The organism is Massilia sp. BGA-UO-ETr-WB1 (assembly GCF_059567845.1).
This window is the reverse complement of record NZ_JCAQOT010000023.1, coordinates 79,520-91,704: the sequence shown is the minus strand read 5'-3', so window position 1 is coordinate 91,704 and position 12,185 is coordinate 79,520. Positions and strand designations below refer to the sequence as shown.

General features: G+C 66.8%; 10 protein-coding genes. 3 read left to right on the top strand and 7 right to left on the bottom strand.

What is annotated here, in order from left to right; all coding sequences use genetic code 11:
* Positions 1-32 precede the first annotated feature (32 nt).
* Complete coding sequence (locus tag AC56DV_RS08840; RefSeq protein WP_496313935.1) at positions 33-497, top strand: DUF6130 family protein; 465 nt, start codon at positions 33-35, stop codon at positions 495-497.
* 16 nt (positions 498-513) lie between these two features.
* Here AC56DV_RS08840 and gstA read toward each other — a convergent pair whose 3' ends face one another.
* On the bottom strand, positions 514-1,143 hold the full coding sequence (gene gstA / locus AC56DV_RS08835; RefSeq protein WP_496313934.1) for a glutathione transferase GstA: 630 nt from the start codon (positions 1,141-1,143) through the stop codon (positions 514-516).
* A gap of 115 nt (positions 1,144-1,258) precedes the next feature.
* Between gstA and AC56DV_RS08830 the strand changes: the two genes are divergently transcribed.
* Complete coding sequence (locus AC56DV_RS08830; RefSeq protein WP_496313933.1) at positions 1,259-1,573, top strand: winged helix-turn-helix transcriptional regulator; 315 nt, start codon at positions 1,259-1,261, stop codon at positions 1,571-1,573.
* Positions 1,574-1,587: 14 nt separating this feature from the next.
* Here the strand turns inward: AC56DV_RS08830 and AC56DV_RS08825 are convergent, their stop codons facing one another.
* The 4 genes from AC56DV_RS08825 to AC56DV_RS08810 form a co-directional block, all read right to left on the bottom strand.
* Positions 1,588-2,253 (bottom strand): pentapeptide repeat-containing protein, encoded by a 666-nt coding sequence (locus tag AC56DV_RS08825; protein WP_496313932.1) that lies wholly within the window; start codon positions 2,251-2,253, stop codon positions 1,588-1,590.
* Positions 2,254-2,377: 124 nt separating this feature from the next.
* Entirely contained in the window at positions 2,378-4,591 is a 2,214-nt protein-coding gene (locus AC56DV_RS08820) for a TonB-dependent siderophore receptor (RefSeq protein ID WP_496313931.1), read from the bottom strand.
* A gap of 105 nt (positions 4,592-4,696) precedes the next feature.
* Complete coding sequence (locus AC56DV_RS08815) at positions 4,697-6,238, bottom strand: helicase HerA-like C-terminal domain-containing protein (protein WP_496313930.1); 1,542 nt, start codon at positions 6,236-6,238, stop codon at positions 4,697-4,699.
* 49 nt (positions 6,239-6,287) lie between these two features.
* Positions 6,288-9,245 (bottom strand): ligand-binding sensor domain-containing diguanylate cyclase, encoded by a 2,958-nt coding sequence (locus AC56DV_RS08810; RefSeq protein WP_496313929.1) that lies wholly within the window; start codon positions 9,243-9,245, stop codon positions 6,288-6,290.
* Between the two features lie 128 nt (positions 9,246-9,373).
* On the opposite strand from AC56DV_RS08810, the gene AC56DV_RS08805 reads away from it, so the two are divergent.
* Entirely contained in the window at positions 9,374-10,162 is a 789-nt protein-coding gene (locus tag AC56DV_RS08805) for a substrate-binding periplasmic protein (protein WP_496313928.1), read from the top strand.
* Between the two features lie 31 nt (positions 10,163-10,193).
* Here AC56DV_RS08805 and AC56DV_RS08800 read toward each other — a convergent pair whose 3' ends face one another.
* Together AC56DV_RS08800 and AC56DV_RS08795 are read right to left on the bottom strand one after the other, a co-directional pair.
* Positions 10,194-11,366 (bottom strand): glycerophosphodiester phosphodiesterase family protein, encoded by a 1,173-nt coding sequence (locus AC56DV_RS08800; protein ID WP_496313927.1) that lies wholly within the window; start codon positions 11,364-11,366, stop codon positions 10,194-10,196.
* 149 nt (positions 11,367-11,515) lie between these two features.
* Positions 11,516-11,953 carry a hypothetical protein gene (locus AC56DV_RS08795; RefSeq protein ID WP_496313926.1) on the bottom strand — a complete coding sequence of 146 codons (438 nt, stop codon included), beginning with the start codon at positions 11,951-11,953 and terminating at the stop codon, positions 11,516-11,518.
* Between the last annotated feature and the right edge of the window lie 232 nt (positions 11,954-12,185).

Genomic DNA, 12,185 nt, shown 5'->3' with positions numbered 1-12,185 from the left:
TCGTCCTGTCCCCAACAGCGAAAGGAAGCATGATGTCTACCTTGATCAAACGGCTGGCCGTGGCTACCGCCACCTCAGCAGCATTCTGCGCCGCAGCGGGCGCGCAAACGCTGCCGGAAGCCGGCCGGCCCGCCGCCGTGATTCCGCTTGAATCGGAACCGGCGCCGAAGCTGATTGCCTACGCGCCGCTGCCGGACGCCCTGGCGCGCGGCGTGGTCATCATCCAGCACCGCACCGAGAACCTGCGCATCCTGCCGGTGTTCGGCAAAGAAGCCGTGGCCGTATCGCCCCACCTCGGCCACCTGCACGTGACGGTCGACGACTGGAAAGGCACCTGGGCCCACACCAGCGCCGATCCGCTGATCCTGGTCGGGCTGACTCCCGGCCCGCACAAGGTGCTGCTGGAGATTGCGGACCCCAGCCACAAGATCCTCGGCAGCCAGACGGTCACCTTCACCGTGCCGCCGAAAAAAGGGGCCGGCGAACACGCGCACTGAGCGTGCGAAATCAGCCCTACGCCAGGCCTTCGCGCTCCAGCGCCAGCTGCACCGACGGGCGCGCGCGCAGCCGCTCATACCACGCAGCCAGATTGGCCAGTCCGTCGAAATGGATGTCGGCTTTGTAGTAGGACGTGAGCCAGCAAGCCTGGCCCCAGCCAGTCAGCGCGAACAGATAGGCGTCCGCCACCGTGAATTGCTCCCCCATCAGGAAGTCACGGCCGGCCAGTTGCGTGTCGATCCAGGCGTAGCGCTGCTCCAGCTTGGGCTTGGCGCTTTCCACGTAGCGCCCGGCCTGGGTGGCATACAGCAGCGGAATGAATCCTTTATGAATTTCGGAGCACAGGAAGTTCAGCCACTCCTGCAGCCGGTAGCGCGCCGTGGTGCCGTACGCGGGCGCCAGCCCTGCTGCGGGCTTCAGGTCGGCCAGGTATTGCAGGATGACCGCGCCCTCGCGGAACACCTGGCCATCGCCCAGCTCCAGCGCCGGAACGTAGCCCAGCGGATTGACCTCGCGATAATCGCCGCCCTGCTCCGCGCGGTGCAAGCGGTGGTCGACTTTCACCAGCGCCAAATCCAGTCCCAGCTCATGGGCGACAATGTGCGGGGCCAGCGAGCAGCTGGCGGGGATGTAATACAGTTTCAAAGCGGATCTCCTGATTCATCGGTCAGCCGATTATAGAGATCCGGTATAAAAAAGTAAGAAGGCACCATCTTGTGGTGTAGGTACAAAAAGTATACCACCATGCTAACATGGCCCCATGAAGAAAAATGTGAGCGGATGTTCGGTGGAAGAGGCGATGCACCTGCTGGGCGGGCGCTGGCGGTTGTTGCTCGCGTCCTACCTGATCGATGGCCCCCGGCGGTTCAACGAACTGCGGCGCGATGTGCCGGGCATCTCGCAGCGCATGCTGACGCTGGACTTGCGCGCGCTGGAGGATGCCGGCCTGGTGAAACGCACCGTCTACCCCACCGTGCCGCCCAAGGTGGAGTACCAGCTGACCGAAGACGGCATGCGCCTGAAACCGGTCATCGCCGCGGTGAAGGAATTTGGCCTGTGGCTGAAGGCGCGCTGACTGTCTTAAGGTGACTACGTCACCACCAGCCCCATCTCCTGCAGCACGGCGGCCGCTTGCGCGTGCGAGATGACGGCGCCACGGAACATCCTGGCGTCGGTCAGCTTCAGGCCGCCGATCTCGGCGCTGCGCAGGTCGGCGTTGTCGAATTTGGCCAGCTTGAGGATGGCGTCGCGCAGGCTGCCGCCTTCGAAAACGGCGTCCCTAAAGTCGCAGCCGGACAAGTCGGCGTCCGAGAAGTCCAGGTTCTTCAGCTCCGCCTTGCGGAAGGAGAAGCCGCGCAGGTCGGCGCCCACCAGCAGGCAGTCCTCGAACGCGGCGCCAAGGTGGGTTACTTCTTCGAACGAGGCGCCCGTGAGCTTGCAGCCACGGTAGCTGGCCGAGGCCAGCTTGGCGCGGCGCCACTTGGTGTTGTTCAGATCGCAGCCCTGGAATTGCGCGTCCACCAAATCGGCCGCCTCGAAGTCGGCTTCGCCGGCGCGGCAGCGCAGCCATTTGGAGTGCGACAGCTTGCAGGCGTACAGCACCGCTTCGCCGAAGGCGCAGCGCTCGAAGGTGCAGGCTTGCAGGTCCAGCCGCGACAGGTCGGCGCCGCTGAAATCGCAGTTGGAGAAATGGCGGATCGATTGCGCCAGGTGCTGCTCAAGCTCCTCGCGGCTCAGGGTGGCGTCGGAAATCATCGTGGCTTCTGGATGGACATCGGATGGAAGCGCCGAGTATGCACGCCCCCATCCAAATTAACCAGTCTAGCCGGAACGCCGGATTTCTGAACAAATCGCGGCGCGCGGCTACCTTGGAAGCGCCTTAGAAGCGGTACTTCAGCGTCACCGTCGCGGTGCGCGGCGCGGCGTAGGTGATGGCGCCGTACGCGGCGAACATGCCGAAGTGCTGCTTGTCGAACGCGTTGCTGATGTTCAGCTGCGCCGACAGCTGCTTGCTGATGTCGTAGCGCGCCATCAGGTTCACCAGCGCGTGCGCTTCCTGCTCGATCAGGCCGTTGGTCGACGCCGGCGCGGCCGGGTCGGCCGTGTAGGTGCGGCCTTCCCAGTTGACGCCGCCGCCCACGGTCAGCTTGTTCCAGTCGTCCGGCAGGTGGTAGGTGGTGAACACGCGCAGCAGCTTGCGCGGGTAGACCGTGTTCACGTCCGCACCGGCGGCGTCCTCCGCCTTGAACTGGGTGTAGCCGGCGGTGGCGTTCCAGCCTTTGGCCAGTTCGCCGGACAGCTCGAACTCGAAGCCGGTGCTCTTGGCGCCCTTGGCGGTGCGGTAGTAGGTCTCCGGCGCCAGCGGGCCGCTGCCGTCGCGGTCCACCAGGCCGGCTTCCTGGCCCAGGTTGTCCTGCTTGATCTGGAACACGGCGGCGGATGCGTTCAGGCGGCCGTCGAGGAACTCGCCCTTCACGCCGGCTTCGGTGCTCTTGCCCAGCACGGGGTCCAGGATATTGCCGTTGATGTCCTTGAAGTTCTGCGGCTGGAAGATGTCGGTGTAGCTGGCGTAGGCCGAGTAATTCCTGCCGATGTCGTAGACGAAGCCGGCATACGGCGTCACTTCGCGGTCATGCTTGAGCGCGTATTCCGGCGTCCACTGGCCATGGCCGGTTTTGTCGTAGTTGGTCAGGCGGGCGCCGACGATCAGCTTGAGCGGGTCGGTGATCGAGAAACGGGCCACGCCGTACAAGGCTTCCTGCCTGGTCACGCTGCTTTCGTAGAAGCTTGGCGCGCCCCATTGCGGTTCCGGGAAGGCGGCGCCGTTCCAGTTGTTGAAGTTGCCCACGTCCGAGCTGGCGCTGCCGAAATCGGCGGCGCGGCTGTCGGAGCGGAACTTCTGCTTGGAGTTCATGTAGCCGAAGGCCGCTTCATGTTTGCGGCCGGCCAGCGCGAACGGGCCGCTGGCGTGCAGGCCGAAGTCGTCCTGCCTGGTGCTGGTGACATAGGAGCCTGCGAAAGAATACATGCCCAGGCCCGTCACGCGGTCCGGCACGCCGGACAGGTAGAGCAGATGCGAGTCGGCCTTGCGGTCGCCGTTGCTGAACGTGGCGCGCACTTTCCAGCCGTTGTCGAAACCGTGTTCCAGGTTGGCGAAGAAATTGTCGTAGGCGGTTTCCCAGCCGGTCCAGTCGGCGGCGGAAGTCTTCGAGCGGTCCCAGTTGGTCTTGCTGCCGTCGGTGTACCAGTACGGCAGGCCGCCCCACATCGGACCTTGCGGATCGGTTTCCTGGCGGCTGAAGCCTGCCGACAGCAGCGTCTTCGGTCCCAGGTCCGCTTCCATGGTGGCGTAGAAGGTCTTGTCCTTGCTCTTCATCAGGTCGACCCAGCTGTCGGCCTGCTTGTACTCGCCCACCACGCGCGCGCGCACCGTGCCTGCCGCGTTCACCGGGGCGGACAGGTCCACCATGGCGCGCCGCTCGTCCCAGCGGCCCACGCCCGCTTCGGCCGAGCCGGTGAAGTCCTTGGCGGTGGCGCGCTTGTGCACCAGGTTGATCGCTGCGGAAGGGTTGCCGGCGCCCGTCATCAGGCCGGTGGCGCCGCGCACCACTTCCACCCGGTCGTAGATCGCCAGGCTGCTCAGCACTTCGCCGGAGCTCCAGGCCTGTTCCCAGGTGGTGGGAATGCCGTCGATCTGCAGGTTGTTGATGTCGAAGCCGCGCGCGGTGAAGCCGGCGCGGTGGGTTTCGTACTGGTTCACCGACACGCCGGTGACGTTGTTGACCACGTCGGTCACCGACATCAGGCCCTGGTCCTCGATGCGCTGCTGCGTCACCACCGAGACCGACTGCGGCGTATCGCGCAGCGACATGCTGAGCGGCGTGGCGGTCTTGGCGCGGCCGGTGGTGTAGGAACCGGTGCCTTCCGTGGTGTCGCCGAATTTCTCGCCCACCACCTGCACCTGCGGCATCACCGCTGCGGCCTGGTCGGCGAACTGCGCCTGGGCGGCTGCGGCCAGCGGGAAGGCCAAACCCAGGCATGCCGCCAGGCGGGTCAACTTGTGGCGCCCTTGGGCGTGCGCGTGCTTTTCCATCGTTTATCCCGTTGCTTTTTATAAGAAACGAGAATGATAACGATTCGCATTCAAATACACAACCGAAAGCCGAAAATAGTGCGCGCCGAGCGGGCGCGCCTGCGGTCAGCGCTTTTTCAGGATGGAGCCCAGCACGCCACGGATGATTTCGCGGCCGACCTGGGAGCCGATGCTGCGCGCGGCCGATTTCACCATGGCTTGCACCGCCGTGTCGCGCTTGCCGGCACCGCTACCGCTGCCGCCGAAAAGGCCGCCGAGCACGTCGCCGAAGATGGAGCCTTCCCCGGCCGGGGCCTCGGCTTGCTGCGGCGCCGGGGCGTCGCGCCGGGCCGGGGCGGGCGCGCCCTGGTCCGCCTCGCGCGCGCTGCCGGCCAGGCGGCTGTTCAGCTTCTCGTAGGCCGATTCGCGGTCCACCGTCTTTTCGTAGACGCCGGCCACCACCGAACCGTCCATGGCGGCCTTGCGCTCGCCGGCGTCGATCGGGCCGAGCTGGCTGGCCGGCGGCAGGATGAAGGCGCGCTGCACCACTTGCGGCGTGCCCTTCTCGTCCAGGAAGGACACCAGCGCTTCGCCCACGCCCAGCTCGGTGATCACCTGCGCCACGTCCAGCGCCGGGTTGGGGCGGAAGGTCTCGGCGGCGGACTTCACCGCCTTCTGGTCGCGCGGAGTGTAGGCGCGCAGCGCGTGCTGCACGCGGTTGCCGAGCTGGCCCAGCACCGTGTCCGGGATGTCGAGCGGATTCTGCGTGATGAAGAACACGCCCACGCCCTTGGAGCGGATCAGCCGCACCACCTGCTCGATCTTCTGCAGCAGCGCCTTGGGCGCCTCGGCGAACAGCAGGTGCGCCTCGTCGAAGAAGAACACCAGCTTGGGCTGGTCCAAGTCGCCCACTTCGGGCAGGTTTTCAAACAGCTCGGACAGCATCCACAGCAGGAACACCGCGTACAGGCGCGGCGCGTTCATCAGCTTGTCGGCGCACAGGATGTTCACCACGCCCTTGCCGCGCGCGTCGGTCTGCAGCAGGTCGTCGATATTGAGCATGGGCTCGCCGAAGAACTGGTCGCCGCCCTGCTCCTCGATGGCGATCAGGCCACGCTGGATGGCGCCGATGCTGGCCGCGCTGATGTTGCCGTAGCTGGTCTTGTAGTCGGCCGCGTTGTCGCCCACGTGCTGCAGCATGGCGCGCAGGTCCTTGGTGTCGAGCAGCAGCAGGCCGTTGTCGTCGGCGATGCGGAACACCAGCTGCAGCACGCCTTCCTGCGTGTCGTTCAGGTTCAGCATGCGCGCCAGCAGCAGCGGCCCCAGGTCGGACACGGTGGCGCGCACCGGGTGGCCCTGCTGGCCGAACACGTCCCAGAACGTCACCGGGCAACCGGCCCATTGCGGCGGCTCCACCTTCAAGGCCTCCAGCCGCTTGCCCATCTTCTCGCTCAGCGCGCCGGCCTTGGCAATGCCGGACAAATCGCCCTTCACGTCGGCCATGAACACCGGCACGCCGATGTCCGACAGCGACTGCGCAATCCTTTGCAGCGTGACCGTCTTGCCGGTGCCGGTGGCGCCGGTGATGCAACCGTGGCGGTTCACCAGGCTGGACAGCATCGCCAGCTCCAGCTGGTCATTCTTCGCAAGCAAAAGGGAGGTCGGCATGATGGTTCTCTCGGCGAATGTTGGTGGAAACAATCATACATCAGCAAGGCTAGCAGCACACCCGGTTGCGGCCCTCGCGCTTGGCGCGGTACAGGGCCTCGTCGGCCTGCTGGATCAGCAGGCCGATGGAGCCGCCATCGGACGGCTGGCACGCCGCCACGCCCAGGCTGAGCGTGACCACCGGCCCCGTCTCCGAAGCGGGATGGGGAATCGCCAGCGCTTCGCAAGCGCTGCGCAGCTCGCCGGCAATCTGCAGCGCGGCGTCGTGCCCGGTGTCGGCGATCAGGAATACGAACTCTTCGCCGCCGTAGCGCGCCGCCAGGTCGCCGGCGCGCCGCGCGTGGCTGAGGAACACGCCGGCCACGGCGGCCAGGCAGCGGTCGCCCTCCTGGTGGCCCAGCGTGTCGTTGTAGGCCTTGAAGCCGTCGATGTCGGCGAGCACCAGCGCCAGCGGCGTGCGCGCGCGGCCGGCGCGCTTCCACTCCTCGCGCAGCACCTCGTCGAAGCGGCGCCGGTTCGCCAGCCCGGTCAGCGCGTCGACGAAGGACAGCCGCGACAAGTGCTCGTTGGCCTGTTTCAGCGCCTCGGTCTTCTGCGCCACCAGGCGCTCCATTTCCACGTGCCGGGCACGCAAATGGCGCACCCGCAGGCGGAACAGCCCGTAGATGCCGGCCGCCATGCCGGTCAGCATCATCCCGGCGAACCAGTAGGTTTCGTAGAAAAACGGCTGCACCGTGATGGCCAGCGCCGGGCCGGCCTCGCTCCAGCGCTTGCCGTCTATGGTGGCCGCCACGCGGAAGCGGTAGCTGCCGTGCGCCAGCGCCGGGAACGACACTTCGCGGTTCGGCCCGGCGTCGATCCAGCCCCGCGCCAGCCCTTCCATCTGGTAGCGGAAGCGCTGCCGTTCAGCGTTCAGCAGCGTGTTGGCGCTGTACTGGATGGCCAGGGTGACCGGGCCCGGCGGCAACGCCAGCGGCGCGGCGCCGGCTGCCGTATCGGGGAGCGCAGCGGGGAGCGGGCGCACCACGCCGTTCACCGTCAAGCGCTCCAGGCGCACGGCGGGCGGCAGGTTGGTGTCCGGCAGGCTGCGCGGATCGACCAGCACCAGCCCCTTGGCCGACGGCAGCAGCAGGTTGCCGGCGCCGTCCATCGCGCCGGTGGGCTGCAGCCCGCCGGCAAAGGTGGTGCTGCGCATCGATTCGCCCGGGCCGTAGCCGCTGGAGGCTACCCTGGCCAGGCGCCCTTCCGCAAACGCGTCCAGCTCGCTGCGCGCCACGCGGTAGAAGCCGCGGTTGCCGGTCACCCACAGGTAGCCGCTGCGGTCTTCCTGGATGCTCAGGCAGGTGCCGTCCCACAGCCCGTCGGCGGGCCGGATGCTGCCCAGGCTGTTGCCGCGCAGGCGGTTCAGGCCGTCGCCATTGCTGCCTATCCACAAGGTGCCGGCGGCGTCCTCGTACAGCGACATGATCCAGTTCGACAGCAGGCCGTCCGCCGCGGTCATGGCCTTGAAGGCGCCGTCGCGGTAGCGCGCCAGGCCTTCGCCGGTGGTGCCGAACCACAGCGTGCCGCTCTTGTCCTGCAGGATGGAGGACACGCCGCCGGACGGCGCACCGGGCGCGCGCACCGGCACGAACGCCTTGCCCTCCAGCCGCGCCACGCCGGACTGGGTGCCGGCCCAGATGGTCCCCTGCCGGTCCTGGTACAGCACCCGCACTTCCGAACTGGGCAAGCCCTGCTCGGTGCCGTACACGCCGACCTTGCCCTGCTGCAGGCGCGCGGCGCCGCCGGTGTAGCTGCCTATCCACAGCGCCCCGTCGCGGTCTTCCATCAGGCTGGAAATTTCCTCGCTGGGCAGGCCGTCCTTCTTGCCCAGCACGGTAATCGCGCCGGCCTCGATGCGGTTCAGGCCGCCGCCCGCGGTGGCCACCCAGGTCACGCCGTTGCGCGCGTGCAGCACGGAGCGCACATTGTCGTGCGACAGTCCCTCCGGCACGCCCAGCACGCCGAAGGCGCGGTCGCGCAGCCGCACCAGCCCGCTTACCCAGGTGCCGAGCCAGACGCTGCCCTCGTGATCGGTATGGATCGACCAGATATGGTCGCCTGCCAGTCCGCCGCCGGTGCCGATGGCGCTGAAGCGCCCGCCCGCCATGCGCACCACGCCGTTGCCCCAGGTGCCTACCCACAGCGTGCCGTGGCGGTCGCGCGTGAGCGCGGTCAGCTGGTCGGTCGGCAGGCCGTCTGCCACGGTGTAGACCTTGATCCGGCTGCCGTTCACATGGGCCAGGCCGCCGCCCGCCGTCCCCGCCCACACGCCGCCGTCCGGATCGGCCAGCACCGAGCGCACCTGCAGGTGCGGGAAACCGTTGTCCGGGTTCAGCACCCGGAAGCGGCCCTGGTCGAACGCGATCAGGCCGCCGCCCGAACTGGCGATCCACAGCACGCCGTCGCGGTCGAACGCCAGCGCGCGCAGGCGGTCGGTGGGCAGGCCGTCGGCCTGGCGGAAATGTTTGGTGGCGCCCTTGTGCCAGCGCAGCAGGCCGTTGTTGGTGGCGGCCCACACGGCGCCGTCCGGCGCCTGTGCAAAGCCCCACACGCGCTGGTCGCCCAGCGGGCCGGCCGCATACACGGCGCGGAACTTGCCGTCGCGGTAAATGGCCGCGCCCTTGTTGTGGCCTATCCACAGATTCCGCTGGGCGTCCTGCATCAGCCCCAGCACCGGCTGGGACGCAATATCGGCGAATTCGGAAGCGTCGAAGGTGGTGAAGCGGTGGCCGTCGAAGCGGGCCAGCCCGCCCAGCGTGCCCACCCACAGGTAGCCGTCGCTGGTGTGCAGCAGCGCCGTGACCGCGTTCTGCGGCAAGCCCTGTTCGATCTGCCAGCCATCCAGCCGGTACTGGCTCAGCGGTTTTTCCTGCGCGGCAGGCAGCAGGGTCGGCGCCGCAGGCTGCCCGCGCGCGGGAAGATGCAGCCATGCCAGCAGCGCAAATAAGGCCAGTAAGTAACGCAAACCCACTCCTTTGTAGATTGGGCAACATCATACCGTACCGTGGCTTCACAGACAAAAGCCATTCCTGGGCACATTTGCCGGGCAGCTGCAGGTAGAATGAAAAGTGGATAGGCTACCAAGGAACGGAGATGCATTGGGTTACCCGCCGCCGGCTAGTGCTGGCAACGACGCTGACCATCATGCTGGCCATGGCGCCGCCATGCGCGCGCGCGGCGGGATCGGACGCGGCCGCCCCGCTGCAAATCGTCACCGGCGACCTGCCGCCCTATGCCATCGAAGGCCAGCCGCAGCGTCCGGGCCTGCACGTGGAGGTGGTTGAACAGGTATTGCGGCGCGCCGGCACCCCGGTCAAGGTGGGCTTTTATCCCTGGGCGCGCGCCATCGCGCTCACCAAGCATACGCCGCACACCGCGATCCTGCCGCTCACCCGCACGCCCGAGCGCGAGGCGCATTTCACCTGGCTGATGAAACTCGACACCCAGCACTTCGTCTTCATCAACCGCCATGGCGAGACGCCGGTCACGTCCCTGGAGCAGGCCCGCAAGCTGCGCATCGTGGTGCTGCGCGGCTCGCCCAACCTGGCGCAGCTGCTGAACCGCCAGTTTTCCGAAGCGCAGATCGCGCAGGCCACCAAGGTGGAAGACATGCTGCGCATGCTCGAGCGCGGCGTGGTCGATGCGCTCTACGGCGGCAACGTCATCAACATGGAAAAGATCCGCACCAGCGGCCGCAATCCGGCCGCCTTCCAGGTCGGCATGCTGGTGGAGTCGGCCGACATGTGGCTGGCCGGCGGCCTGGGCTTCGGCGACAGCGAACCGGCCGCGTGGCGCCAGGCCTACGACGCCATGGCCAAGGACGGCTCGCTGGCCCGCCTCTACCGCAGCTACGGCCTGCCGCCGCTCCAGCCCGGCCCCTGAAACTCAGGAAGCCCGCTTCCAGCCCGACTTCTCAATAACCCACTTGCTTCAGGTATTCCGCGCGCGCGGCCAGCGCGGTGTCGGCAAAGTCGGCGAACACGCCGTCCACGCCGAGCGCGTAGAACTGCTTGAACTCGGCCTTGGGGTCGCCCTTGTAATCGGCGGCCAGGCGGCGCTGCTCGTTGCGGAAGGTGTAGGGGTGGACGAACAGCCCGGCCTTGTGCGCGTCCGCCACCAGCGTGCTGGCCGGCTGCGAGGTGGTGTCGGCTTCGTTCACCTTGCCGTCGCCGTTCACGTCCACCACTTTGCCATCCGCGCCCACGGTGCCTTTCACGCTGACGATGTAGCGCTTCCAGGGGCCGATGCCGTCGGCATAGGTCTTGATCTCGGCCAGGCCGGCCGGCGTCACCATGGCGCTGAACAGGCGCTTGTCGCCCGCCTGCGCCCAGTCGTACGGGCGGTCATAGGGAGCGGCGAAGGTCAGCGCGCCGGTTTTCAGGTCCACGTCGTCGGCGTCGATCAGCTGCACCATCTTCACGGTGGAGCCCTTGCCGCGCATGTATTTCAGGCTGCCCGGCTCAAAGCTCTGCAGGAACACCGGCGCAGCGCGGTCGTTCCAGCCGGCGGCGGTCAACAGCGCCAGCAGCTTGTCTTCCAGCGGTACGCCCTGCTGGCGGTGGAAGGTGGGATTCTTGGTTTCCGCGTACAGCGCGATGTTGCGGCCGCTCTTTTTGATCATGTCGACCACTTCCTGGATGGTCGCGATCTTGAACTTGCCGTTGAATTCCTGCGGCCGTTCGGCGTCGGTCGAGATGCCGCCCAGGGTCTTGATCTCGGCCAGCGTGAAGTCGCTGGCGAACCAGCCCTCTTGCAATTCGCCATCCACGCTCAGCTTGCGCTTGCGCGAGGCGAATTCGGGATGCTGCGCCACGTCGGTGCTGAAGGCCAGGTTGGGGTCGTGGCGCGCAATCAGCACGCCGTCCTTGGTGGAAATCACGTCCGGCTCGATGGCGTCCGCGCCCTGCTCGATGGCCCGGGCGTACGCCTCCACGGTTTCCTCGGGCAGCGTGCCGCCCGCGCCGCGATGCGCCACCACCAGCGCCGGCTTGCCGTCCAGCGTGGGCAAGGAAACCCAGTCGCCGCTACCGCAAGCGCTCAGCGCGCCGGCGGCGCAAACAGCCATCAAGCCCTGTACATACTTCATATTCCGCCCCTTGAGAAATTAACAATGGGCGGATTCTAGGGACGTAAAATGACAGGCGCATGAATCGCGCGCAATCGTGCGCAACGTTGTTCCCAACGTCGTGCGCACGCTTGCTGACTTGACTTGCTGGCTAACTGACTAGCTGCAGACTAGCGTACCGTTGCCGACACCACCTGGGCCTGGCTCATGGTGCCGTCGGCCATGCGTTGGGCCGGCACTTTCATCAGCACTTCGCCGCCGGCGTCGCCGTTGGGCTGCAGGTTCAGCGAAATCTTCAGCGAGCGGTCGTTCGCCACGAAGGTGCTGGGCGAAGCGGCGATCAGCTTGCGCGGGCCTTGCTCATCGATTTCGGCATACAGCGCCGGACCAGAGCCATACTGGCGCATGTGCAGTATCTGGCCGTTGGACAGCGTGTAACTGCCGCGGAACGCGCTGGTCTGGTCACGGTCCATATGCAGCGGCATTTTCGGCAGTTCGATCTTGAGCGCGCGGCCCGGCACCGGCACCGACTCATCGGCTTGCGTGGTTTGCGCAACGGCGGCCAGCGAAGCGGCGCCCAGCATCACTGCCAGAATAATTTTTTTCATGATTAGCCCCATCCATAGTATTTGTTCGATTCGGAAAAACTGCCAGGGCCAGCCATCAGTTGTTTGTGTGGCCGGTTGATGGCACTTTAGGCAATTGGCGCGGACGGCACAACGCGGATTGGGATGGACGGCGCATTCGCGGGGATGAACTGCACGAATCCGGGCCTGGTTTGCGGCGCAGGCCGCTGCGCGAACAATCACGAAGATGATCCGCCCCGCCGGCACAGCCGCA